This is a genomic window from Diaphorobacter ruginosibacter (assembly GCF_014395975.1).
In the GTDB taxonomy this organism is placed as follows: Bacteria; Pseudomonadota; Gammaproteobacteria; order Burkholderiales; family Burkholderiaceae_C; genus Diaphorobacter_A; species Diaphorobacter_A ruginosibacter.
The window spans coordinates 3,450,443-3,475,318 of sequence record NZ_CP060714.1 but is presented as its reverse complement, the minus strand read 5'-3'; the positions used below and the strand labels follow the sequence as shown (position 1 = coordinate 3,475,318).

Here is a 24,876-nt window from a genome sequence, read left to right as displayed (position 1 = left end):
ACGGACGCCATTTTTCATGGGCGGGAGTGGTGTCTCTGCTGTGCAATGGACCGTCACCCCGCAGGACAGCTTCTACAATCGCCGCCAAGATGAACCAAGCAGAAACCCAGGCGAACGCAACGAGCGTTCGCTGCCATGCCTTGTTGCCCAGCGCCGGTATCGGCGCACGCGCGGGTACGGTGCAGCCCAAGCAATACCAGCCCCTCGCAGGCAAGCTGCTGGTCGAGCACACCCTGGCCGCCTTTGCGGGCGTTGCACGCATTGCCAGCGTGAACGTGGTGGTGACGGCGGGCGACGATACGCTGTCCAGCGTGCCGGATGCATGCTGGAACGTGATCGAGAAGGGCGGCGCAACGCGCGCCGACAGTGTCTTCAACGGACTCTCCCATCTGCTGGAAACCGGCGAGGCCCGGCCCGATGACTGGGTGCTGGTGCATGACGCCGCGCGCTGCCTGATTTCGCCCGCGCAGATCGATGCACTGATCGACGCCTGCATGGTCGACGAGGTTGGCGGCCTGCTCGCGCTGCCCCTGCCGGACACGCTCAAGCGTTCGGTGGACGGCCGCGTCGCCGAGACCATTGCGCGTGGTGACAAGTGGCTCGCGCAGACCCCGCAGATGTTCCGGGCAGAGGTACTGCACAGGGCGCTCGCCCATCATGCGGCAACGGGTTTTGCAGGGATCACCGACGAGGCGAGCGCGATCGAGGCACAAGGCCTGAAGCCGTTGCTGGTGCCCGGCAGCGCGCAGAATTTCAAGGTGACCTATCCCGAGGACTTTGCCCTCGCGGAGGCCGTGCTTCTGCAGCGTGGACGCTCGCGCGCCCCGGCCTGAGATCCTCGGCCTGAATTCTGGATAGACGAACATGACGACCTCTTCGACTTCTTCTTTCGTGCCTCCATTTCGCATCGGCGAAGGCTGGGATGTTCATGCGCTCGTACCCGGGCGCAAGCTGATCATCGGCGGCGTGGAGATCCCGCATACGTCGGGATTGCTTGGCCATTCGGATGCCGACGTGCTGCTGCATGCGATCACCGATGCGCTCCTGGGTGCCGCCGCGCTGGGTGACATCGGCCGGCATTTCCCCGACACCGATCCGCAGTTCAAGGGAGCCAACTCCCGCGTGCTGCTGGCGGAGGCCGCCCGGCGCGTTCGCGCCGCGGGTTTCGAGATCGGAAACGTGGACAGCACGGTGATCGCCCAGGCTCCGCGCCTTGCGGGCCATATCGCCGCCATGTGCGAGTGCATCGCGCTGACGCTGGGCCTGCCCGCCGGGCAGGTCAATGTGAAGGCCAAGACGGCGGAGCGGCTGGGGCCGGTCGGGCAGGGCGCTGCCATCGAGGCCCGTGCCGCGGTGATGCTGTTCCCGAGATGATGGGCGGCCGCATTTTCATCGCCTGATGTTTGCGGCCTGATGCGGCGGCCCAATGGGCCCAATGGGGCTGAAGCGCTGGGGCTGGCCTGGCCGCCCCATTGCGCAAAGGCCTTCAGTCGTTGCCCGGATCCGTGCCGATCGGCATCGGCTGGGTATCGCCGCGCGGGTGCTCGCCGGGACGGGGCGGCAGATGCCGCTTTACCTGGGGCCGCTGCAGGCGCTGCTTGGGATCTGCGCCCTTGGGCAACTCGGCCACGCGCTGCAGCTGGATGTGCGCCACCAATCCGCCGGAGGCTGCATTGGCCAGAGCGAAGATGCCACCCATGCGCTGCACCGTCTTGTCGACGATCGCGAGCCCGAGCCCGGCGCCCGCTGCGGCCGTGCGCGCGGAATCGCTGCGGAAGAAGGGCTTGGTGAGGTTGGCCAGCTGTTCGGGCGGCACGCCGTTGCCGTGGTCGCGCAGCTTGATCAGCACCCATTTGTCCCAGGACTTCGCGGTGATGTCCACCGTGGCCACGCCGGTCTCCCGGTTCTTGCCATAGCGGCGCGCGTTCTCGAGCAGGTTGGAGATCACGCGGGCCAGTTCGATCTCGTCGACCAGCACGTTGAGGTTGTCGGGCACCGACATGCTGATCTGCAGCTCGCGGTGGTCCTGGACGGCGTACACGCAGGAGGACACGACGCCGTAGAGATTCACCGGGGTGAGCGTGACGGCGTCGGGGCGTGCGTAGTCCAGGAACTTGTCGATCGTCGCATCGAGCTGCACGATGTCGGCCACCATGTGCTCGCGCGCGACATCGTCGTTTACGCTCATTTCGGTTTCAAGGCGCAGGCGGGCCAGCGGGGTGCGCAGATCGTGCGAGATGCCGGCCAGCATCACGGCGCGATCCTGCTCCAGCTTGGCCAGTTTCTGCGCCATGCGGTTGAAGCCGATGTTCACCTCCCGGATCTCGCTGGTCACGGCCTCCTCGTCGAGCTGGCTGGCGGCGAAGTCGCCATCCTTGACCTTGTTGGCCGCATACGAAAGCTGCTTGAGCGGCCTGTTGATCAGCCGTGCGATCACGGCGGCACCCGCGAGCGACAGGGCCCCTGCCGTGATCAGCCAGATCATCCAGGTCTTGCCGCTGGCGGCCGACAGGCGCGAGCGGTCCATGAGCAGCCAGTTGGGATCGCCGTTGATGGTGAAGCCCACCCACAGGCCGGCCTCGCCGTTCACGCTGCTCGCCAGGATGGTGCCCGGGCCGAGGCGCCGGGTGAGCTCCTCCGTCAGTCGCGCACCCAGGGCCGATTGCGGCAGATGCTCGAAGCGGTCGCCGGGCTCGCGGGGCAGGATGCGCACGCCTTCCTGGTCCGCCATGGTCTTGATGAGCGAGACGCGCGCGATCGCATCGGCATGCACCAGCGCAGCGCGGCTCAGGTTGACCAGCGAGGCGATCTGCTGCGCGGTCTGCAGCGTGCGCGGCTCGAACTCGAGTGCGCGCAGCGTCTGCAGCCAGGCCAGGATGCTTCCCACCAGCAGAAGGGCCAGCAGGAAAAAGGTGCGCCAGAAGAGATTCAGGCCCACCCGCGAGCGCTGTGCAGCGGCGCGCTTGCTGCTTCGCTCCAGCGGAGCGGGGCTGGTGGCGTCTGGATAGGCGGGTTCTTGGCGATGTGCGCTCATGGAGGGCGGCATTCTCGGGAGATGGGGCGGGAAGGGGCAGGTGGCCTCAGGCCGCTCTGCCTTTGCGGTTCATGCCTGTCGTCATGCAGGGCGCACACCAGGGTATTGCCGTGGGGTGCTGCGGTGATGCATGCAGGCCGTCCGGTGGATTTCGCCCGGCTCGCCTGCCCGAGGCAGAACCGGGCGACGCCGCGGACGCGGCGCGTGGTTGCGGGCGATCAGCTCGTTCCGTCCGGTACGAACACATAGCCCACGCCCCACACGGTCTGGATGTAGCGGGGCGCTGCGGCGTCCACTTCCACCAGCTTGCGCAGGCGCGAGATCTGCACGTCCAGGCTGCGGTCGAAGGGCTCGAACTCGCGGCCGCGCGCCAGCAGGGCCAGCTTTTCACGCGACAGCGGCTGGCGCGGGTGGCGCACCAGGGCCTTCAGCATGGCGAATTCGCCCGTGGTGAGCGGCAGCTCTTCGCCGTTCTTCTGCAGGGCACGCGTTCCCAGATCGAAGGTGAACGGGCCGAAGGTGACGACCTCGTTGTCGCCGGACGGAGCACCAGGGGCCTCCTGCGGCGGACGGCGGCGCAGCACGGCATGGATGCGGGCCAGCAGCTCACGGGGATTGAAGGGCTTGCCAAGGTAGTCATCGGCACCGACTTCCAGGCCGACGATGCGGTCCACGTCCTCGCCCTTGGCCGTGAGCATGATGATGGGCGTGCGGTCGTTGGCGGCGCGCAGGCGTCGGCAGATGGACAGACCGTCTTCGCCGGGCATCATCAGGTCCAGCACAATCAGGTCCACCGTTTCCCGCAGCAGGATGCGATTGAGGGCCTTGCCGTCCTCGGCAACCATCACCTCGAACCCTTCCTGAGTAAGATAGCGGCGCAGCAGATCACGGATGCGTGCGTCGTCATCCACTACGAGAACTTTGTCGGTACGGTTGGTTGTTGTGGCCATGACTTTCCTCAGTCCAATTTGTAACAGAGCCGATTCTGACGAGCTTGCGCCGGGAATGTTCAGTTTTTTGCCGTGTTTTGACCCAATGTTACAAATATTGCGCCAAAACGCCTACTGTACGGAAATCCTTTACAGAATGGACATGACACTTGCGTGTTAGGCATGTCGAATGCAGGCCGATGCGCAATGACGCGCAAAGCCATTTCAGAAAGGTGATATGACGTCAAAGGCTGTAAAAACCATAGCGGCAACTGCCGCACTGCTGTGCGCTGGCGCAGTCTTCGCCCAGAACGCCAACGGCACGGGCGGCAATGCCGTGCCGCAGAACGTGCTGCAGCTGTCGGCCTCGGGCACGGTGGAAGTGCAGCAGGACGTGCTGTCCATCCACATGTCCACCACCAAGGAAGGCGCCGACGCCGCTTCGGTGCAGGCCCAGCTCAAGCAGATCCTGGATGCGGCACTCACACAGGCCAAGCGCGATGCCAAGCCGCAGCAGATGGACGTGCGCAGCGGTGATTTCTCGCTCTACCCGCGCAGCGGCAAGGACGGCAAGATCACCGGCTGGCAGGGGCGTGCCGAGGTGGTTCTGGAGGGCAAGGATTTCGCGCGCATCACCACGGCGGCGGGTGCGATCCAGAACATGACGACGTCCTCCGTATCGTTCAATCTGTCGCGCGAGGCCCGCGAGAAGGTGGAGTCCGAGGCGCAGGCCAAGGCCATCGCCGCATTCAAGGACCGCGCCACCGAGATCGCCAAGAACTTCGGGTTCTCCAGCTATACGCTGCGCGAGGTCTCGGTCAACGACAACGGCACGGTCTTCAATCCGCCGATGGCGTCGATGCGGGCCAACGGCGCCATGTACAAGTCATCCATGGACTCGGCCCCCGTGCCTGTCGAGGCCGGCAAGGCGCAGGTGGTGGTGACGGTGTCGGGTTCGGTTCAGCTGCGCTGACGGCACATCCCGCACCCGACCACGATCCCCGCATCGCCCATGGAGGAGGTGCGGGGATTCTTTTCTTCTCTTTCTTATTGAGCGGTCCAGCCGCCGTCCATGTTCCAGGCCACGCCGCAGATGTTGTTGCCGGCAGGCGAGCAGAAGAACACGGCGAGGTCGCCCAGCTCATCGGGCGTGGTGAAGCGCAGCGAGGGCTCCTTCTCACCCAGGAGCTGCTTGTTCGCCTCCTCGATCGAGATACCCTGTTCGGCGGCCTTGGCGTCGATCTGCTTTTGCACCAGCGGCGTGAGCACCCAGCCCGGGCAGATGGCGTTGCAGGTCACGCCGATGGCGGCATTCTCGAGCGCCGTGACCTTCGTGAGGCCCACGATCCCGTGCTTGGCCGCCACATAGGCCGACTTCTGTGCCGAGCCCACCAGGCCGTGCACCGACGCGATGTTGATGATGCGGCCCCACTTGGCCGCCTGCATGGCGGGCAGGGCGAGGCGGGTGGTGTGGAAGGCGCTTGACAGGTTGATCGCGATGATCGAGTCCCACTTCTCCACGGGGAAATCCTGCACGGGCGCCACATGCTGGATGCCGGCGTTGTTGACCAGGATGTCGACCTGGCCGAACTGGCCCGCAGCGTACTTCATCATGTCTTCGATTTCCGCAGGGCGGCTCATGTCGGCGCCGTGATAGGCCACCTTCACGCCGTGCGCCTTGCCGGCATCGAGCACCGCGGCCCGCGAGCCGTCGACGTCGCCGAATCCATTGAGCACGATGTTCGCGCCCTGGCGCGCAAGAGCCTTGGCGATACCCAGGCCAATGCCGCTGGTGGAGCCGGTGACGAGTGCTGTCTTGCCATTGAGCATAAAAGTTTCTCCAAATCAATTACGATGCAAGCATTATCGAGGGCACGAGACAAAGTTGATTCCCATGATTGAACCTACGCTGAATTACGTACTTTGTCCTGGTTTGCCGGCGACCAGTCCGGTGGATGCCAGCGGTCATCGGATGGCGTATTGGGAATGGAACGATACGGGAAATCCCGCGCACCCGCGTGTCCTTCTTTGCGTGCATGGTCTTTCACGGCAGGGTCGCGACTTCGATGTATTTGCGCGGCGCATGAGCCGCCACATGCGCGTGATCTGCCCTGACGTTGTGGGCCGGGGAAAGAGCGACTGGCTCGCCGATCCCGGCGGCTACCAGATCCCCGCCTACGTGGGTGACATGCTGGTGCTTGTCGGCCAGCTGCATGCCCGCAATCCGTTCACGCGACTCGACTGGGTGGGCACCAGCATGGGCGGCATCATCGGCATGGTGATGGCCGGCCAGAAGGAACTGCCGCTGCCGGTTCCCGTGCACTCGCTGGTGCTTAACGACGTGGGGCCGTCGGTGCAGTGGGACGCGTTGCAGCGCATCGGCTCCTACCTGGGCAGGCCGCTGCGCTTCGATACCGTGCAGGCCGCAGCCGACGAAATGCGCAGGATCTCGCAGGGTTTCGGCCCGCATTCCGATGCCGACTGGCTGGAACTCTCGAGGCCCATGGTGAGCCGCGCGGCCCATGAGCGCTGGCGCCTGCACTACGACCCGGGCATTGCCTCGCCGATGCGCAAGATGACCGAGGAAGCCGCTGCGGGAGGCGAGCGTACTCTGTGGAAACTCTATGAGCAGATCACGGCACGCGTGCTGCTGCTGCGCGGGGCGGAGTCCGACCTGCTTTCCCGGGCGACCGCGGAGCGCATGACGCAGGTGGGGCCGCGTGCGCAACTGAAAGAGTTTGAATTTGTCGGACATGCCCCCACCTTGGTGGCACCGGAGCAGGCAGACGTCATCGAGCGCTTCCTGTGTGGTGAATAGCGGCTTGCAGAGACGACAAACAGCGGACCTGATCGGAGAACCCATGAAAACAAGTGCAATCGGCACGCCTCTCAACATCGGCGGAGGTCCGTCGGCGGGTTCTGTCGCCTCTGCCGCCGTCGATGCGGTTCCGCAGCTGATTGCAGCCACCTCCGATGTGGCGCCGGAACATGTCGGTTCGCTCGACAAGGTGCGTGCGTTCGCCATTCCGCTGCTGACCGGCGAATCGCTCGAGACCGGCGAAAGCACGCTCGCCCATGCCGACGCGGTGGCGTCCATCCTCAAGCACATCGGCAGCTCGGAAACCCTGCAGGCCGCGGTCTACCTGGTCTATGCCTCGTCGCACCTGAACAGGCCGGAGGAAGTCATCACCAAGGCCTTCGGCGAGAACTTCGCCGACCTGGCCTGCGAGACCACCAAGCTCATGCGCGTGCAGGAGCAGGCGCGCGCCGCACAGGTGGCGGGACTGCAGGTGGACGATGTGGCCACCCAGACCGAGAACGTGCGCAAGATGCTGCTCGCGTTCTCCAAGGACCTGCGCGTCGTGCTGCTGCGGCTGGCATCGCGGCTGCAGACGTTGCGCTACTACGCGGCCACCAAGAGGCCCGTGTCGCCGGGCATGGCGCGCGAGGCGCTGCAGGTGTTCGCGCCGCTGGCCAACCGCCTGGGCATCTGGCAGATCAAATGGGAGCTGGAAGACCTCTCGTTCCGTTTTCTCGAGCCTGAGACCTACAAGGAAATCGCGCGCCTGCTCGACGAGAAGCGCGCGGAGCGCGAGCTCTACATGGAGCAATTGCGCGGGCGGCTCGAGTCCGAACTGCGCGCGCGCAGCATCAGCGCGACGGTCAAGGGGCGCCCCAAGCACATCTACAGCATCGTCAAGAAGATGCGCGGCAAGTCGCTCAACTTCAACCAGGTGTTCGACATCCGCGCGCTGCGCGTGATCGTGCCAACGGTGAAGGATTGCTACGCAGCACTTTCCTGGGTGCATTCGCACTTCGAGCCGATCGAGGCCGAGTTCGACGATTACATCGCTCGCCCCAAGGCCAATGGCTACCAGTCGCTGCATACCGTGGTGCGCGACGAGGCAGGCAAGGCCATCGAGATCCAGATCCGCACGCAGGCCATGGACGACCACGCCGAAAGCGGCGTGGCGGCGCACTGGGCCTACAAGGAAGCGGGCACCAAGGGCTATGCCGGCGTCTCGGCCACGAGCGAGTACGACGCGAAGATCGCCGTGCTGCGCCAGCTGCTTGCATGGGAGCGCGACATGACGGGGGCAGTGAGCCGCAGCGGGCTGTTCGACGACCGCATCTACGTGCTCACCCCGGATGCCGCCGTGATCGAGCTGCCACGCGGCTCGACGCCGGTCGACTTTGCCTATGCGGTGCACACCAACGTCGGCCACCGCTGCCGCGGCGCGAAGGTGGATGGCAACATGGTGCCGCTGAACACGCCGCTGGAAAACGGCCAGACCGTGGAGATCACCACGGTCAAGGAGGGGCGTCCCTCGCGTGACTGGCTCAACACCGAGCTGGGCTACCTCACCAGCCACCGCGCGCGCGCCAAGGTGCGCGCCTGGTTCAACGCCCAGGCCACGCACGCCACCATTGCCAAGGGACGCGAGGCAGTCGAAAAGCTGCTGCAGCGCGAAGGCAAGACGTCGATGAAGCACGACGATCTGGCCGCGCAGCTCGGCCTGAAGTCGGCGGATGCGCTGTTCGAGGTCGTGGGCAAGGACGAGCTGTCGCTGCGCTCCATCGAGATGCTGCTGCGGCCCGCACCCGCGCCCGTGGAGATCACAGAGGAAGACCTGAACCGGCGCAAGGCCCGCGCGAGCGATGCCGGGGCGAAGGGCGGCGTGCTGGTGGTCGGCATCGATTCGCTCATGACCCAACTGGCCAAGTGCTGCAAGCCGGCGCCACCCGACGAGATCAGGGGCTTCGTCACGCGCGGCAAGGGCGTGAGCGTGCACCGCTCCGATTGCAGCAACTTCCGCGAGATGGCGGCCCGCAGCGCCGAGCGCGTGATCGACGTTGAGTGGGGTGCGCCCAAGCCGCAGAAGGACAGTGCCGTCTACCCGGTCGATGTGGCCGTGGAAGCCAACGATCGCCAGGGCCTGCTGCGCGACATCTCGGAGGTCTTCGCACGCGAGAAGACCAACGTGATCGGCGTGCAGACCCAATCCGTCAAGGGCACGGCCTGGATGACCTTCACGGTCGAAGTCGCGGACTCGGGGCGCCTCGGCAAGGTCCTGGGGCAGGTTTCTTCCGTTCAGGGCGTACGTTCGGCAAGGCGGCGCTGAAACTGTGCCATAATAGAAGGCTTGAGAGAAATGAAGGCGTTGCAGAGCTTTCCCGGGTTCGGTTTCGAAGAGGTTGGAAAAAATCTTCGAAACTTGAAAAACGGCAAATTTTTACTGCTACAATTTCAGCTTCTCGAACAGAAGAACAGGCGCGTAGCTCAGCTGGTTAGAGCACCACCTTGACATGGTGGGGGTCGTTGGTTCGAGTCCAATCGCGCCTACCAACTTTCCCTTCTGAAGGAAACCAGACTTCAGAATCAAAGGGAGCAGTTGGGCAACTCAGGAAGTTGCCAAATGATGAAACCGCCTTATAGGCGGTTTTTTCGTTTCTGAGCATCTGCTTCAGTTTGGCCGACCCTCGACCCCGGCCCGCCCCATCGATCCACTTGGCATAGACCGTGCCAGCATCTTGGTGTTCTTGTACCCATCTGCCGAGTGATGTACGTCGGATTAACCTCGGCGCCTAACGCATGTTGTCTGGCTCTTCCAGTCAATATCCCCCAATCGGAGTTCGATCAGTTCCTCGGTCGCATGTCTGGCATGAAGGCGAGCTCGAAATAGGGTCATACCCAACCGTCGAGGCGCTTTTGCGTGTAGTTGAGGATGAGCCCCATTGTCTCTCGGAGGGGTGGATCGGGCGTTGGGCTTGGCTCTTGCTGTTCTTGACGCCTCCCGCCCGCAGAGCTGCGGCCTGTTGGAGTGTGCGTCGGTGCGGTGCTCAGGCCGGGTGCAGTGCGGGAGCTTGGGCGGCGTCAGAGAGGGGTGGGCGAGCGCTCGATTTCAATCGACCCGATGCATAAATAAGTGGCTTCATCAGTGCTCTCAATATTGACGATCCACTAGTTACGGCGTGTCTGTTTGATGACACGCTCGGAGAGTTTGATCGTTTGTTTACAACTAATATGTCAAACCAAAATTTTTTGCATTGAACAGATGTCAATAGGTATTTTCGTTATGGTTATGTTGTTTTTATAAACTAATCTATTTGTGCTGATAGATGATCTATCGGTATTTCACGTGAAGGATGTTTGCAATGAAAAAATACGCATTAGACATTTATTTACGGTTTTAAATGGCTACGTTCGGAGGTTGGGATAATTAAAGAATGATACGTTTCTATTTGGTTTTTAATACCACTGTTCAATAATTTTGAAAATGGAGAGTGCATGCTTCGTAAATTTATTGCTTTAATCTCACTGCTCATGATGGGAGCGGCAGTCAATGCAGCTGGGTGGGTAGATCAGGCGCTCGACTGGTCGCCTGGAAAAATCTACCTTCAAGGCTGGGCTTGCGATCCTGGGCAACCCCAAGCAACCGGGTGGGCCCACTTTACTGTCAATGGACAATTCGTTTCTGCATTGCCCGCAAACCAGGAGCGCCCTGATCTCCAGAGCGTATGCGGATCAACGGCTCATGGCTATTCAGGGTGGGTAGATGTTCCAGCCAACGTGGGAGCCAGTATCACCAATGGTTCTGACTATAAGAAAAAAGACGTCTATGTGACCCTGGTCATGGATAATTTTTCACCCAATGTTGATGCGGGCGTGGCTGAAAATGTAAAAATCTGGAGTCCGTACTATTTTGAGTTTGCATACGCGACCTGGGCAGAATGCACTCCCGGTGCGGTAGATTATTTTTGGGATAATGCCGGGTACGCCTTCACGAGGACGTCGATGAATAGTCTGGTGAGTTGCAGTAATCCCGCTGGTGGATCCTATCAAATACTTCGAAAGAACTATGTGAATATCATGGATCCGGCCATACCGAAGGGTGCAAAAGTTACGGTCTGCGACTCGCCTAATATTGACTCAAAATTAGCTACGCACGGCTGGAGCATTACCTCGCGCTACATTACCAGCACAGATTGTGTTTTTTCATTTAAAAGCACTCTGATAAATGGCAGTATTTCATATTATGAGGTGCAGCACTTTCAATACCTCACCATTGTCAAGAACTAGGGAACCCGCTGCAAAACTCCCTGCTATCACCTGAACAGGGACTTGAGTGATCCGCGGCGTTGTCTTTTTCATCAATAGCCACGCTCGCCCTCAAAGAATGCCTCGCCACTTATCCCGGTCCACATCCGGAGATGATTGGCGAGCGTTTGCTGAGGTATTCCTAATGCGTGGTTGCCTCTGTCATGCCAAGACTTTGAGGGGAGCAGCGTTGAGTTGGCGTGTGTGTCGCTGTGACTTCATCACCGGGTCTTTCCCCAGTCACGCATTCTCCGAGAATGCTGCGATGCTGAAGTTCTGCTGGGGCATCGTCGATACGGATGTTCCCGGCAAGTAATCCAGATTCATTCACTTTCAATCCATCTATGTGATAGGGTAATTGAGTCAATGAGTCCTTGTCCCACTGGCAACTCACAAAACCACGCGAACGAAAACTGTCACCCCTTTGTTCTAAAGGGCCACCAGAGTATTGACATTTCATGCCGTCATCAGAATTTTCGAATGCGAGTAGCTTGTTTTTATCAATTGCAAAGTATATGTACCCCGTTTTTATATTCTTGATGCTTCCCTTTCTGGCTACAGAGGCGTAGTTGAAGTAGCTCGCCAGGAGCCGCTGTGACGTGTCTTCAAAAGAGTATCGGGAGATCGATTGGGCAGATGTACCGGGCAATTCCATCACACCGCTTTCGGCCGAATCAAATACCAATTTGATAGGTCCGGCGATGCGGGATATTTCGCCTGATCGGTGGCTTCCTGAGAGCGAAGGTCCATTTTTGTATTCAATCAGGTCGGCGCTGAATGTCATGCCATCCGTGATTTTTCCTACCGCTTGATAGAACACGGCAGATCCGTCTGCGCGATATCCGTAGTACGAAATGATGATGGTTTCACCACCCTGACGATCGATCTGGATACCACGCCCGGGTTTTCCATTGACTTCGTCGTTCATGGCCCAAAGGCCCGGGGCCGGCAGTGCTGCCATGGCGGAGGCCGAAACAGTCAGTAGGACTGCGCCACCGATGCACCAATTGAGAAATTGCATGTAGTAGTTCCTGTTGGGCGCCGGTGCGCACTGAAGCAACTATAGCAAGCAGGGGCCACACTCATAGTAAGAGCGAGCCGGGAGCGTGCACGGGTGATTGGTTGTACGGGACAAGGTGTAGTTCAGAAACCAGATTTCCAAGTCAAAGGGGCTGCTCCAGGGTGTTGCCAAATAATAAAACCGCCTCATGGGCGGTTTCGTTTTCGGATGAGGGATTGGCATGCGCACAATTTTCATCAATTGGTCGCTCATGCTTGCAAAACGTAACCCGAGTCTGTAATGTGTGCCACGGGTACATCCACTTTATCTCTCATCCGCGCCGTGCCTGCGCACCCCCGTAGGCACGCTGCAGAACCTGGTCGTAACCGATCAGGACGGCCATGCCGATCGCTGCGATGGCGGTGAGTAGCGGCAGTTCCATCGCGCTGAACACCAGGAAGCCCTGGGGCGTGGCGAAGCGCTCGCCGGCGGGCGATGTGCAGACGAAATCGGCTGCGGCCATGCCGGTGTAGTGCATCGAGCACACGGCCACGCCCATGATGGCGGCGGCGACGCCACGGGCGGCGAGCGACCTGGTGCGGTAGGCCAGCCACAGCGCTGCGCTGGCGGCCACCATGGCGATCAGGACCGACAGGGCGATCACGCTCCACGACCAGACGATGTAGCCGGGGAAGCGCATGCCGAACATGCCCAGATAGTGCATGACAGCCACGCCGAGCCCGAGCAGTGCGCCGGCGCCGAGCACGCGGGGGGTGTCGGCTGGGTTGTGGGCCACATAGGCCAGTGCGATACAGGTGGCCGCGACGGCGGCGATCAGCGAAACGACGGTCTCGAGGCCCGCGTAGCCCGATGCCATGCCGAGGTTGAGCGCGAGCATGCCGGTGAAGTGCATGGACCAGACGCCGATGCCGCCCAGGGCGGTGCCGGCTGCCAGAAGATTGAGCCAGTTGATCTCGCGGCCGCTGCGAATGCGCTGTGCAGCGGTCAGTGCCACGAAGGCCCCCAGTACGGAAATGCAATAGGAGAGGGCGACGAGCCCCATTTCATAGGTGGGTTGCAGGATCTCGCCGACCTGCTTGAGTTCGTTCATGATGATGGAGGGGTGTTGGTTGCAGGCAGGAAATGCGTGATTTCCAATGCCTATCGATTCTTGTATCTTGATATTAATTGAGTAATATCAAATTCCTTCAGATCATTGACCATGGGACCTCTGTTTTGACAATTGTTTTATCTATTTGATAGTTTTGTGCTAATTTTGTGGCGTGGAACCTTCGACATCGATCGCCATGCGGGAGGTGGCCTGCTGCCACCAGGGAATGGGTTGATTCGTCGGGCTCGCTGGTGCGGTATTGCCCATCGGGCGCGGCCGTATGTGAAACTGCCGGCTGTCCAGGCACGCGGATCTGGCGTGGGTGCCATGGTTTTCGTTGCACCATCAGGGAAACCCTGCGAGGCCGATGCCCGGCCGCTGCCTAGAATCAAGGCCTAGCATGGCCGTTCTTGCGCCGTGCCGCTGAATGACCATCGAATGAATCCGAGGAGCCGCCTGTGCCAGAAGAGAACCCGAAGCCCGAGCAACCCACAGCGCAGCGCGTGATCAAGAAGTACCCCAACCGCCGTCTGTATGACACCTCCACCTCCACCTACATCACGCTCAGCGAGGTGAAGGAGCTGGTCATGAACGGTGAGACCGTCGCGGTGCGCGACGCCAAATCCGGCGAGGATCTGACGCGCAGCATCCTGCTGCAGATCATTCTGGAAGAAGAAGCGGGCGGAGCGCCCATGTTCAGCGAGGCCGTGCTGGCCAACATCATCCGTTTCTACGGCCATGCTATGCAGGGCTTCATGGGCTCGTACCTTGAGCGGAATGTGCAGGCCTTCACCGACATGCAGTCCAAGCTGGCCGAGCAGGCAAAGGGGTTCACGCCCGAGATGTGGACTCAGTTCATGAGCCCGCAGTCGCCCGTCTACAAGGGCATGATGGGCAATTACATGGAGCAGTCGCAGGCCATGTTCACGCAGATGCAGGAGCAGATGCAGAAGCAGACCGAGCAGATGCTGGGCGCATTCGGCATCAAGCGCTGAACAGTTGCCCGCCGGTCGGGTCGACGCGCGAAAGTCGTGTACATGCCCGAACCGGACACCCTCCCAATTCCGTCCAGCGGCAGGGCGGAGCGAGAACTGGGACAATAGGGGGATGAGCGAAGCAGCCACCCCCACGAAAACTCCCAAGGTCGGATTCGTGTCCCTCGGATGTCCGAAGGCACTGACCGACAGCGAATTGATCCTCACGCAACTGAGCGCCGAGGGCTATGAAACGTCCAAGACCTTCCAGGGCGCCGACCTGGTGATCGTCAACACCTGCGGTTTCATCGACGATGCGGTCAAGGAAAGCCTGGACACCATCGGCGAGGCGCTGGCCGAGAACGGCAAGGTGATCGTCACCGGCTGCCTGGGTGCCAAGGCCGGCAAGGAAGGCGACAACCTGATCCGCGAAGTGCACCCCAGCGTGCTGGCGGTGACGGGGCCACATGCCACCGATGAGGTGATGAACGCGGTTCACACCCATCTCCCGAAGCCGCACGATCCGTTCATCGACCTGGTTCCGGGCGCGTTCGGCGAAGCCGGGCTGAAGCTCACGCCCAAGCACTACGCCTACCTGAAGATCAGCGAGGGCTGCAATCACCGCTGCACGTTCTGCATCATTCCGTCGATGCGCGGCGACCTGGTGTCGCGCCCGATCGGCGATGTGCTCAAGGAGGCGCATGCTCTGTTCGCGGGCGGCGTGAAGGAGTTGCTGGTGATCAGCCAGGACACGTCGGCGTACGGCGTCGATGTGAAGTACCGCACCGGTTTCTGGGATGGCAAGCCGGTCAAGACGCGCATGCTGGAGCTGGTGCAGGCGCTGGGGGAGATCGCCAAGCCCTACGGTGCCTGGGTGCGCCTGCATTACGTGTATCCGTATCCCAGCGTGGACGAGGTGATTCCGCTGATGGCCACGGGCGCCGTGCTGCCTTACCTGGACGTGCCGCTGCAGCACAGCCACCCCGACGTGCTCAAGCGCATGAAGCGCCCGGCCAGCGGCGAGCGCAACCTGGAACGCATCCAGCGCTGGCGCGAGATCTGCCCTGAACTGGTGATCCGCAGCACCTTCATCGCCGGCTTTCCCGGGGAGACGGAGGAAGAGTTCCAGCATCTGCTCGACTTCATCCGTGAGGCTGGCATCGATCGCGCGGGCTGCTTCGCCTACAGCGATGTGGAAGGCGCGGCGGCCAATGAGCTGCCGGGCATGCTGCCGCTGGAGGTGCGCGAGGAACGTCGCTCGCGCTTCATGGCCGTGGCCGAGGAGGTGTCCATCGCGCGCCTGCAGCGCCGCGTAGGACAGACCATGCAGGTGTTGGTCGACAAGTCGATTGCGCTTGGCAAGAAGGGTGGCGTGGGTCGCAGCTATGCCGACGCGCCCGAGATCGATGCCGTCGTGCATCTGCTGCCGCCCGAGAAGATCAGCAAGACCTACAAGGTGGGCGAGTTCACCAAGGCGCGCATCGTCGGCACCCAGGGGCATGATCTGGTGGGCGTGCCGGTCTAAGCTACGGCAGAGGGGCTTCGCTGCGGCCCTCTGTCAACGAAAAAGGCTTCCCGAGGGAAGCCTTTTTGCTTGTGGCTGCTGAACAAGCAGCCTGAAGGGCCCAGGCCCTTCGGTGCATTACACGCGCTTGCGGTATTCGCCGGTGCGGGTGTCGATTTCGATCTTGTCTTCCTGGGCGACGAACAGCGGCACAGCCACTTCGAAGCCGGTGGCGATCTTGGCAGGCTTCAGCACCTTGCCCGATGTGTCGCCCTTGACGGCTGGTTCTGTCCAGGTGATTTCACGCACCACGGAAGTCGGCAGTTCGACCGAGATGGCCTTGCCGTCATAGAACACCACTTCAGCGGTCATGCCGTCTTCGAGGTAGTTGATGGCGTCGCCCATGTTTTCGGCTTCGACTTCGTACTGGTTGAACTCAGGGTCCATCCAGACGTACATCGGGTCGGCGAAGTACGAGTAGGTGCAATCCTTTTTGTCCAGGATGACGTTGTCGATCTTGTCGTCGGCCTTGAACACGTTTTCCGTGCCGAAGTTGCCGATCAGGCTCTTGAGCTTCATGCGCACGGTGGCAGCGCCACGGCCGCCACGGGCGTATTCGGTCTTCAGAACGACCATGGGATCTTTCCCGTGCATGATCACATTGCCGGCGCGGATTTCTTGAGCGATTTTCATAGCTTGCTTGAGTGCGAGTTGGGCCGCTCCACAGGCGGGGCGGAAAGGCAGAATCAGAACGATCTGCCTGTCACCCCGGCGCATGGTCCGCGGCGGGACGCGCCGGCTGGGCACGGTATGTGCTGCCTTCGATTGGCGCAAAGACAGATATTTTAGCTTTTTTCCGCGACGAACCCCAGCAGCTGGGTCAGCAGGTCGTTCTGGCGCAGCAGTCGATCGCGTGCGCAGCGAGCACAGGCGCGCCATTCGGCCACGATATCCTTGTTCCAAACAGGCTTGTTGGAAAGCGTGTGGATGCCGGCCGCTGCGATGCCCTCCGTTGCAATACCGTTCCACAACGCATGCATTTGCCGCAGCGATTCGGGTGCCTGCAGCCAGTCGAGAAAGGCGTACAGCTTGTCGTGGTGAGCGTTGTCATGCTGTGGGTAGATCTGCCAGACGAACGGCTGGCCGGCCCATAGCGCGCGCACGAGGGAATCCTCGCCTCGCACGAAATTGAGGTCGCAGGCCCACAGCAGTTCATCGAATTCGCTCTGGGGGCTTAGGGGAAGATATCGGATGCGCTGTATTTCCTCGGGGGAAAACACCGGGGATCCCGACGCGATCGCCGCGCGGGTGGCACTTTCGGCCCGGCCGGGCGTGACCAGCCATTGGGTTTCGGGCGCGACGAGCGATGCCTTCAGCACTTCGGCCAGGTGCGGTGGCTCATAGCAGAACAGCGATACGGCGGTGTCGCTCTCGGAGAGGCCATGCCGAGCACGCCACACGGCCCGGTCGAATCGTTCCTGCCGTGCCTGCAGATCGGGCTCGCGCAGCAGTCCTCCCGTCCGTTCCGTGAAGCCGGGGTAGAAAAACCAGCGCGTCATGCCTGCCGCCGGTCCGCTCATGAGCAGCGAGGGCAGGGCGTGGCAGCGCTCCACATAGCCCTCGGCCGAGAGGTATTCGAGATTGATCCAGAGAACGCCCGGGGCGGCGTGCCGATGCTTGCGCGCGACCGCGGCCACGAACGCCTCGGGAATCTCGCAACCGAAGGCCTCGATGACCACGTCGCCGGGAGCTTCCTGCGGTGCTTCCACGGGCCAGGGCAGGACGCTGACTCCTTCGGCACCCTGCGGCGCCATCCAGGTGAGTGCGCCTGGATCGTCCATGAAGAGCCGCACCTGGTGGCCGCGCGCCGCCAGGTCGGCGGCAAGGCGCCAGCACACGCCGACATCGCCGAAGTTGTCGATCACCTGGCAGAAGATGTCCCAGCGTCTGGGCGGGAGGGACGGGGTCGTTGCGCGGGCCTCTGTCATGCGCCTTCCTTCATGTGCGTTCCGGTTCCTGTGCGCCACCGCGCAGGTGATCCACCAGCAGGCGGGCCACACCGGACAGCGATTCGAGCGAGCGCACGCACAGCGACAGCCTGCGAAGCGCCCAGGGTTCGTCCAGCGCGATGGTGCGCAGTGCGAGCGCCTTGCGGTAGATCTGCGCGCTGCCCAGCGGCAGCACACCCACGCCCAGGCCCGCCGAGACCATGAGGCACAGCGCGTCATAGCTGGTGACCTGGATGCGCAGCCTGAGCGGCATTTCAAGCTCTGCCGCATTGCGCATCAGCAGGTTGTTGATGGCGCTGCCCGTGTGCATGCCGACGATGTCGAACGGCAGGATCTCGGTGAACTTCAGGCTGCGCCGTCGCGCCAGGGCATGGCCGGCAGGAACGGCCACCACCAGTTCGTCTTCGCGATAAGGAAGCAGCGTGACCTGGTCGCCATAGTTGCCGTGGTTCAGTATGCCCACGTCGGCGGCGTTCTCCGCGACCGATTGCGCGACGGCCGTGCTGATCTGCTCCTGCAGTTGCACCTGCACCTGGGGGTGCTTTGCCATGAAGCGCTGCAGTTCGGCCGGCAGGAACTGCGTGATCGCCGAGATGTTGGCCACCACCCGCACATGGCCGCGCACGCCGGCGCCATAGTCGCGCATCTGCGTGGCGATGCCGTCGAGTTCATTGAGCACGCCGCGGGCCAGGTTGAGCAGCGCATAGGCGGCGGCCGTGGGCTGGGTGCCGCGGTTGCTGCGGCTGAACAGCGCCACCTCGAGCGTGTCCTCGAGCTCGGCCAGCCGGCGGCTTGCGGCCGATGCGGCAATGTGTTCGCGCGCAGCGGCGCGGGCGATGGCGTTTTCTTCCATCACCGCGACAAAAAGGCGCAGGGATACGGGGTCGAGTTTCATGGTGGATAACAAGTCTGCCATGCTGGTTTGCGATGGCAGCGTCGCGCTTGAGCGTTTTGCGGCCCGCGCGAAAGGCGACATTATCCGCCCGGGTAAAGATACGACAGGAGACGAACATGACCGATCAAGCCTTGGCGGCGCAGCTGACGCCCATGGCCCTGGAAGGTGTGCGGGTGGTGGAGATGGGGCAGCTCATCGCCGGCCCGTTCTGCGGCAAGACACTGGGCGATTTCGGCGCCGAGATCATCAAGATCGAGGCCACGGGCACAGGCGACCCGCTGCGCAACTGGCGTCTGTTGAAGAACGGCACGTCGGTCTGGTGGCAGGTTCAGTCGCGCAACAAGAAATCCGTGGCGCTCGACCTGCGCCAGCAGGAGGCGCAGGACATCGCTCGCAAGCTGATCGCCGAGGCCGATGTGCTGATCGAGAACTTCCGTCCCGGCACGCTCGAAGGCTGGGGCATGTCCCCGCAGGAGCTGCACAGGATCAATCCCGGCCTCATCATCCTGCGCATCTCCGGCTATGGGCAGACCGGCCCGTACCGCGACCTGCCGGGCTTCGGCGTGATCGGCGAGGCCATGGGGGGACTTCGGCACCTCACCGCCGAGCCGGGCCGCGTGCCGGTGCGCGTGGGGGTGTCGATCGGCGACACGCTGGCAGCCCTGCATGGTGCCATCGGCGTGCTGCTTGCGCTCTATCACCGCAAGGCGCATGGCGGCAAGGGGCAGGTGATCGACGTGGCGCTTCACGAGGCCGTCTTCAACTGCATGGAGAGCCTGATTCCCGAGTACAGCGCATTCGGAGCGGTGCGCGAGGCCGCCGGTAGCGCGCTGCCCGGCATCGCGCCGTCGAATGCCTATCCCTGCAAGGACGGCTGGGTGCTGGTGGCCGGCAATGGCGACAGCATCTTCAAGCGCCTGATGACGACCATAGGACGCCAGGACCTGGCCGATGCCCCCGACCTGGCCAGCAATGCGGGTCGTGTTGCGCGGGTGGCCGAAATCGATACCGCGATAGGCCAATGGACGTTCGGGCGCAGCGTGGTCGAGGTCACCGAGGCGCTGTCCGTCGCGCGCGTTCCCGCAGGCAAGGTCTATACCGCCCGGGACATCTGCGAAGACCCGCACTACAAGGCGCGCGACATGCTGCTGACGCAGCGCACGCGCGACGGCTACGAGGTCACCGTGCCCGGTGTCGTGCCCAAGATGTCGGGCACGCCGGGCGGCGTGCGTTCGAGCGCTCCGGGGCTGGGCGACGATACCGATGCGGTGCTCGCGGAGGCAGGCCTGACGCAGGAACAGATTACGCTGCTGCGCAGCAAGGGAGTGATTCAATGAGCAGCATCTGGAATGGCCATGGCACACGCATCCGCATGTGCGAGGTCGGCACCCGGGACGGGTTGCAGATGGAGCCATGCTTCGTTCCCACCGAGGACAAGATTGCGCTGGTGAACGCGCTCTCGCATGCAGGGCTGGCGAAGATCGAGGTGACTTCGTTCACGTCGCCCACCGCCATTCCCGCGCTGCGTGACGCGGAAATCGTGATGCGCGAGATCGAGCGCGTTCCAGGCGTTGTCTACACGGCGCTCGTACCCAACATGCGTGGTGCGGAGCGCGCGATCGATGCGCGCACCGACGAGCTCAATCTGGTGATGTCGGTGAGCGAGACGCACAACATCGCGAACCTGCGCATGACGCGCGAGCAGTCGTTCGCATCGCTGTCCCAGGTGATTGCGCTTGCGCACCAGGCGGGCGTGCCGGTGAACGTGTCGCTGTCGTGCGTTTTCGGCTGCCCGATGGAAGGCGACGTGGCCGAGTCGGAGGTGTTCGCCTTCGCACAGCGCTTCGCGGAGCTGGGCGTGCAGGGCATCACCCTGTGCGACACGACAGGCATGGCCTTTCCGCCGCAGGTGGCGCGCATCACCTCGCATGCCATCAAGTGCTGGCCCGCGGTGCAATTCACGCTGCACTTCCACAATACGCGCGGCATGGGGCTGTCCAACGTGCTGGCCGCCATCGACGCGGGGGCGCGGCAGTTCGATGCCTCGCTCGGCGGACTGGGCGGCTGCCCCTATGCCCCGGGTGCGTCGGGCAACGTGTGCAGCGAGGAGGTCGTGCATGCGCTCGAATGCATGGGCTATGACACCGGCGTTGACCTGAACGCCCTTGTCGATGCCGCGCGGCGCCTGCCGGACCTGATCGGCCACGAGGTGCCCAGCCAGATCGTCAAGGCAGGCCGCCGGCTCGACACGCACCCCGTGCCCGCCGATTTCGACGCGATCCGCGAGCGCGCGCTGGCAAGGGCGACCTGAGATCGTGGGCAGCTCTGGTCCCGTTCCGATTCTTTTCTTTTCTACTTCTTTCACATTCCAACAAGGAGACATTCCATGAACACCATCCGACGCAATCTGCTCGCGGCCACCGCGCTGGCTGCATTCGGCGTTGCCGCAGCCGGCAGTGCCATGGCACAGGGCAACTATCCCAATCACCCGATCACCTTCGTCGTTCCGGCAGCCGCCGGCGGCACCACCGATCTGGCGGGCCGCATGGCCGCGCAGGCGCTGGGCCCGGTGATCAGCCAATCGGTCGTGGTGGACAACAAGGGCGGCGGCAACGGTGCCATCGCGGCCACCTTCGTCAAGCGCGCGGAACCCGATGGCTACACGCTGCTGATGCAGTACTCCGGCTACCATGTGATCACGCCGCACATCACCAAGGCCCCGCAATGGGAGCAGAAGGACTTCCAGCCGGTGGCGAACATCCTGTCTGCGCCGCAGATCATCGTGGTGCGCGATTCCGTACCCGCGCGCACGCTGAAGGAACTCGTGGACTATGCCAAGGCCAACCCCGGCAAGCTGAACTACGCATCGTCCGGCAATGGCTCGCTGCAGCATGTGACGGGAGCCATGCTGGAGCAGCAGGCCCAGATCAAGATGGTGCACGTTCCCTACAAGGGCACGGGGCCCGCGCTGCAGGACCTGCTGGGCGGGCAGGTCGATCTCACGTTCGGCACGGCGCCTCCTTTCATGCCGCATATCCAGTCCGGCAAGCTGCGCGTGCTGGCTGTGACGGGCAAGGAGCGCCTGCCCAGCCTGCCGAATGTGCCAACCACGGCCGAGGCGGGATACCCCGGCGTGAACGCAACCTCGTGGTTCGGTCTGTTTGCTCCCGCCGCCGTGCCGAAGGCCGTGGTCGACAAGCTGACCGCCGACCTGAAGAAGGTGGTTGAAGACCCCGCCTTCCGCAAGAAGGCCGAAGAGCAGGGGGCCGCTGCCGATTACCAGAATCCGCAGCAGTTCGGCGAGCGCGTGAAGGCCGACTATGCCGGCTGGGCAAGCGTGGTGAAGAGCGCGAAGATCGAGGCGGACTGATTCTTTCGCACTCTGTCTCTGCCGCAACGAAGTGGCATGGCATCGCGTTCCAGCGCAATGCCTCCTCGAATGGCCTCTTCGGAGGCCAATTTTGTGACCGGCCCGGCGGGAGCGCGATCTGGACGGGCCGATCTGGACTGACCAATCTGGGATGACAGATCTGGGATGACAGATCTGGGATGACAGATCTGGGATGACCGATCTGGGATGACAATACGCGCATGTCGTCTGAATCGTCCGAACAGCCTTCTTCTCCCGCCTCTTCGCCTTCCGTGCACTCCGCCGAACTGCTGGCGCAGGTGGCCGCGTTGCCGCCACTGCCCGGCGTGTACCGCTATTTCGATGCACAGGATGCATTGCTGTATGTGGGCAAGGCGCGCAATCTCAAGAAACGCGTCTCCAGCTATTTCGCAAAGAACCATGGCGGCACGCGCATCGGCCACATGGTGGGCAAGATCGTGCGGCTGGAGACCACGGTGGTGCGCTCGGAGGCAGAGGCCCTGCTGCTTGAGAACAACCTCATCAAGTCGCTGAATCCCAAGTACAACATCCTCTTTCGCGACGACAAGAGCTACCCCTATCTCAAGATCACCGGCGTTGCCGCGAAGGACGGAACCGGCGGCGCGCCGGGACAGAAATACCCGCGCCTTGCGTACTACCGCGGTGCGGTGGACAAGCGGCATCGTTACTTCGGGCCGTATCCGGGGGCTTGGGCAGTCAAGGAAACCATTCTGCTGCTGCAGAAGGTCTTTCGGCTGCGCACCTGCGAGGACACGGTGTTTGCCAACCGCACGCGGCCCTGCCTGCTGTACCAGATCAAGCGCTGCACGGGGCCCTGCGTCGACCTGATCTCGCCGCAGGCTTATGCGACGGACGTGGCGCATGCGGAGGCCATGCTGCGCGGCGAAACCCAGGTGCTGCTCGAAGAGCTCGAGGCACGCATGATGGCGCACTCCGAAAAGCTCGAGTTCGAGCAGGCGGCGGAAGTGCGCAACCAGATCACGGCACTCTCGCGCGTGCTGCACCAGCAGGCCATCGAGACGGTCTCCGACAAGGACGTGGACATCCTGGCCGTGAAGGTGCATGGTGGACGCGCCTGCGTGAACCTGGCGATGGTGCGCGGTGGCCGTCACCTGGGGGATCGCGCCTACTTCCCGACGCACGTGGATGAGGCCACCGCCATCTACCGCCGCGAAAGCGAAGAGGACGAGGGCGTGCCGCAGCAGGCCCCGGCAGAAGGCGCAGGAGGCTCGGACGGGGCCGTTGATGCCGAAAACGCCGCGCCGCTCGAAAAATCGGTGGCCCGCCAGGTGCTCGAGGCCTTCATTGCGCAGCACTATCTGCATGTGCCCGTTCCTCCCACGTTGCTGGTGAGCGAGCCGGTGGACGAGGCGCTGCTGGAGGCGCTCGGCGAGGAAAGCGGGGTGCGCGTGTATGCCGTGAACCAGCCGCGCGAGCAGCGCCGCGTGTGGCTGGAGATGGCCCAGAAGAACGCCGACATCCAGCTGGCCCGGTTGCTGTCCGAGGAGGGCTCGCAGCAGGCGCGCACGCGCGCCCTGGCCGAAGCGCTCGACCTGGAAGCCGAAGACCTGGACTCGCTCTCCATCGAATGCTTCGACATCTCGCACACGGCAGGCGAGTCGACGCAGGCCTCGTGCGTCGTGTTCCACCACCACAAGATGCAGAGCAGCGAGTACCGCCGCTTCAAGATCGAAGGCATCACCGGCGGCGACGACTACGCGGCCATGCGCCAGGTGCTCACGCGCCGCTACAGCAAAGTGGCTCAGGTGCTGCGTGAAGCAGGCGGCGCCGAGCCCGCACCGGGGCAGGCGCGGCTGCCGGACCTGGTGCTGGTGGACGGCGGCAAGGGCCAGGTCAGCATGGCCCGGGAGGTGTTCGAGTCGCTGGGGCTCGATGTCTCGCGCATCGTCGGTGTCGAGAAGGGCGAGGGCCGAAAGGTCGGACTGGAGGAACTGGTGTTCGCCGACGGCCGCGAGAAGATCTATCTGGGCAAGGATTCTGCGGCGCTGATGCTGGTGGCCCAGATCCGTGACGAGGCCCACCGTTTCGCCATCACCGGAATGCGTGCTGCGCGCGCCAAGGTGCGGGTGGGAGGCAGTCGGCTCGAGGATATTCCGGGCGTGGGCCCCAAGAAGCGGGCCCGCTTGCTGCAACGCTTCGGCGGCGTGCGCGGGGTGGGGGATGCGAGTGTCGAAGATCTGGCATCCGTCGAAGGGATATCGCGTGAACTGGCAGAGGAGATCTACCGCGCCCTGCGTTGATCGGCGAGCCCGCGGCAGCGTGCGGCGCACATGCCGAGCGGCGGTTGATGGCGGGGCTTCTTCCGGCATGACACAATCGCCCCATGTTTTTCACCATCCCCACCCTAATGACTTGGACGCGCATTGTCGCGATCCCTTTGATCGTGGGGGTGTTCTCCGCGCCGCTCGAGCCGCAGACGCGCAACCTGATCGCGACGGTGATGTTCATCGTTTTCGCTTTCACCGACTGGCTGGACGGCTTTCTCGCGCGCAAGCTCAACCAGACCTCCTCGTTCGGTGCCTTCCTCGACCCCGTGGCGGACAAGTTCCTGGTCTGCGCGTCGCTCCTGGTGCTGGTGCACCTCAATCGCGCAGGTGTGCTGGTGGCGCTGATCATCATCGGCCGGGAGATCGCGATTTCCGCGCTGCGCGAATGGATGGCGCAGATCGGCGCGAGCAAGAGCGTGGCGGTGCACATGATCGGCAAGCTCAAGACCACCGTGCAGATGATCGCCATCCCCTTCCTTCTGTACGACGGCGTGCTGTTCGGCGTGATCGATACCGGCGTATGGGGCACCTGGCTGATCTGGCTGGCGGCGATCCTCACCGTGTGGTCGATGATCTACTACCTGCGCAAGGCTCTGCCTGAAATCCGTGCGCGGGTTGTCAAGTAGAGTGCATCAATTCGAT

The 24,876-nt window shown here is 62.8% G+C and carries 21 protein-coding genes and 1 tRNA gene; 14 read left to right on the top strand and 8 right to left on the bottom strand.

Annotated features, from left to right (window positions below; all coding sequences use genetic code 11):
• The first annotated feature begins 89 nt into the window (after positions 1-89).
• Entirely contained in the window at positions 90-833 is a 744-nt protein-coding gene (gene ispD / locus H9K76_RS15785; RefSeq protein ID WP_187596304.1) for a 2-C-methyl-D-erythritol 4-phosphate cytidylyltransferase, read from the top strand.
• A gap of 31 nt (positions 834-864) precedes the next feature.
• Entirely contained in the window at positions 865-1,374 is a 510-nt protein-coding gene (ispF, locus tag H9K76_RS15780) for a 2-C-methyl-D-erythritol 2,4-cyclodiphosphate synthase (RefSeq protein ID WP_187596303.1), read from the top strand.
• A 112-nt stretch (positions 1,375-1,486) separates the two neighbouring features.
• On the opposite strand, the gene H9K76_RS15775 is transcribed toward ispF, so the two are convergent.
• Together H9K76_RS15775 and ompR are read right to left on the bottom strand one after the other, a co-directional pair.
• Positions 1,487-3,034, bottom strand: a complete 1,548-nt coding sequence (locus H9K76_RS15775) for a sensor histidine kinase (RefSeq protein ID WP_187596302.1) — start codon at positions 3,032-3,034, stop codon at positions 1,487-1,489.
• Positions 3,035-3,252: 218 nt separating this feature from the next.
• Complete coding sequence (ompR, locus tag H9K76_RS15770; RefSeq protein WP_166066900.1) at positions 3,253-3,984, bottom strand: osmolarity response regulator transcription factor OmpR; 732 nt, start codon at positions 3,982-3,984, stop codon at positions 3,253-3,255.
• Positions 3,985-4,201: 217 nt separating this feature from the next.
• Here ompR and H9K76_RS15765 point away from each other — a divergent pair, with 217 nt between their 5' ends.
• Positions 4,202-4,936, top strand: coding sequence for an SIMPL domain-containing protein (locus H9K76_RS15765; RefSeq protein ID WP_187596301.1), 735 nt, complete (start codon positions 4,202-4,204; stop codon positions 4,934-4,936).
• A 74-nt stretch (positions 4,937-5,010) separates the two neighbouring features.
• On the opposite strand, the gene H9K76_RS15760 is transcribed toward H9K76_RS15765, so the two are convergent.
• Positions 5,011-5,793 carry a 3-hydroxybutyrate dehydrogenase gene (locus tag H9K76_RS15760; RefSeq protein WP_187596300.1) on the bottom strand — a complete coding sequence of 261 codons (783 nt, stop codon included), beginning with the start codon at positions 5,791-5,793 and terminating at the stop codon, positions 5,011-5,013.
• A 64-nt stretch (positions 5,794-5,857) separates the two neighbouring features.
• Between H9K76_RS15760 and H9K76_RS15755 the strand changes: the two genes are divergently transcribed.
• The 4 genes from H9K76_RS15755 (at position 5,858) to H9K76_RS15740 (ending at position 11,044) form a co-directional block, all read left to right on the top strand.
• Positions 5,858-6,781, top strand: coding sequence for an alpha/beta fold hydrolase (locus H9K76_RS15755; protein ID WP_187596299.1), 924 nt, complete (start codon positions 5,858-5,860; stop codon positions 6,779-6,781).
• A gap of 43 nt (positions 6,782-6,824) precedes the next feature.
• The gene (locus H9K76_RS15750) at positions 6,825-9,086 is read left to right on the top strand and encodes a RelA/SpoT family protein (protein ID WP_187596298.1); all 2,262 of its coding nucleotides are present in this window, start codon (positions 6,825-6,827) and stop codon (positions 9,084-9,086) included.
• 147 nt (positions 9,087-9,233) lie between these two features.
• Positions 9,234-9,310, top strand: a tRNA-Val gene (locus tag H9K76_RS15745).
• A gap of 942 nt (positions 9,311-10,252) precedes the next feature.
• Complete coding sequence (locus H9K76_RS15740) at positions 10,253-11,044, top strand: hypothetical protein (RefSeq protein WP_187596297.1); 792 nt, start codon at positions 10,253-10,255, stop codon at positions 11,042-11,044.
• 160 nt (positions 11,045-11,204) lie between these two features.
• Here H9K76_RS15740 and H9K76_RS15735 read toward each other — a convergent pair whose 3' ends face one another.
• Both H9K76_RS15735 and H9K76_RS15730 read right to left on the bottom strand, forming a co-directional pair.
• Positions 11,205-12,083 carry a hypothetical protein gene (locus H9K76_RS15735; protein WP_187596296.1) on the bottom strand — a complete coding sequence of 293 codons (879 nt, stop codon included), beginning with the start codon at positions 12,081-12,083 and terminating at the stop codon, positions 11,205-11,207.
• Positions 12,084-12,393: 310 nt separating this feature from the next.
• Positions 12,394-13,173, bottom strand: coding sequence for an MHYT domain-containing protein (locus tag H9K76_RS15730; protein WP_187596295.1), 780 nt, complete (start codon positions 13,171-13,173; stop codon positions 12,394-12,396).
• Between the two features lie 458 nt (positions 13,174-13,631).
• On the opposite strand from H9K76_RS15730, the gene phaR reads away from it, so the two are divergent.
• Complete coding sequence (gene phaR / locus H9K76_RS15725; RefSeq protein WP_187596294.1) at positions 13,632-14,168, top strand: polyhydroxyalkanoate synthesis repressor PhaR; 537 nt, start codon at positions 13,632-13,634, stop codon at positions 14,166-14,168.
• A gap of 112 nt (positions 14,169-14,280) precedes the next feature.
• Positions 14,281-15,672, top strand: coding sequence for a 30S ribosomal protein S12 methylthiotransferase RimO (gene rimO / locus H9K76_RS15720; protein WP_187596293.1), 1,392 nt, complete (start codon positions 14,281-14,283; stop codon positions 15,670-15,672).
• 117 nt (positions 15,673-15,789) lie between these two features.
• Here rimO and efp read toward each other — a convergent pair whose 3' ends face one another.
• The 3 genes from efp to H9K76_RS15705 all read right to left on the bottom strand — a co-directional run bounded on the left by efp (position 15,790) and on the right by H9K76_RS15705 (position 18,555).
• On the bottom strand, positions 15,790-16,344 hold the full coding sequence (gene efp / locus H9K76_RS15715; protein ID WP_187596292.1) for an elongation factor P: 555 nt from the start codon (positions 16,342-16,344) through the stop codon (positions 15,790-15,792).
• Positions 16,345-16,496: 152 nt separating this feature from the next.
• Positions 16,497-17,639, bottom strand: coding sequence for an elongation factor P maturation arginine rhamnosyltransferase EarP (earP, locus tag H9K76_RS15710; RefSeq protein ID WP_187596291.1), 1,143 nt, complete (start codon positions 17,637-17,639; stop codon positions 16,497-16,499).
• Between the two features lie 10 nt (positions 17,640-17,649).
• A complete protein-coding gene (locus H9K76_RS15705) occupies positions 17,650-18,555 on the bottom strand; it encodes a LysR family transcriptional regulator (RefSeq protein ID WP_187600673.1) in 906 nt (301 codons plus the stop codon).
• Between the two features lie 116 nt (positions 18,556-18,671).
• On the opposite strand from H9K76_RS15705, the gene H9K76_RS15700 reads away from it, so the two are divergent.
• The 5 genes from H9K76_RS15700 to pgsA all read left to right on the top strand — a co-directional run bounded on the left by H9K76_RS15700 (position 18,672) and on the right by pgsA (position 24,860).
• Positions 18,672-19,892 (top strand): CaiB/BaiF CoA transferase family protein, encoded by a 1,221-nt coding sequence (locus tag H9K76_RS15700; RefSeq protein WP_187596290.1) that lies wholly within the window; start codon positions 18,672-18,674, stop codon positions 19,890-19,892.
• Positions 19,889-20,866: a hydroxymethylglutaryl-CoA lyase gene (locus tag H9K76_RS15695; protein ID WP_187596289.1), complete on the top strand. Its 978-nt coding sequence runs from the start codon at positions 19,889-19,891 to the stop codon at positions 20,864-20,866. Before H9K76_RS15700 ends, H9K76_RS15695 begins: the two co-directional genes overlap by 4 nt.
• Positions 20,867-20,941: 75 nt before the next feature.
• Positions 20,942-21,925, top strand: a complete 984-nt coding sequence (locus H9K76_RS15690; protein WP_187596288.1) for a Bug family tripartite tricarboxylate transporter substrate binding protein — start codon at positions 20,942-20,944, stop codon at positions 21,923-21,925.
• Between the two features lie 221 nt (positions 21,926-22,146).
• Complete coding sequence (gene uvrC / locus H9K76_RS15685) at positions 22,147-24,207, top strand: excinuclease ABC subunit UvrC (RefSeq protein WP_187596287.1); 2,061 nt, start codon at positions 22,147-22,149, stop codon at positions 24,205-24,207.
• A gap of 83 nt (positions 24,208-24,290) precedes the next feature.
• The gene (gene pgsA, locus H9K76_RS15680) at positions 24,291-24,860 is read left to right on the top strand and encodes a CDP-diacylglycerol--glycerol-3-phosphate 3-phosphatidyltransferase (protein ID WP_187596286.1); all 570 of its coding nucleotides are present in this window, start codon (positions 24,291-24,293) and stop codon (positions 24,858-24,860) included.
• Positions 24,861-24,876 lie beyond the last annotated feature (16 nt).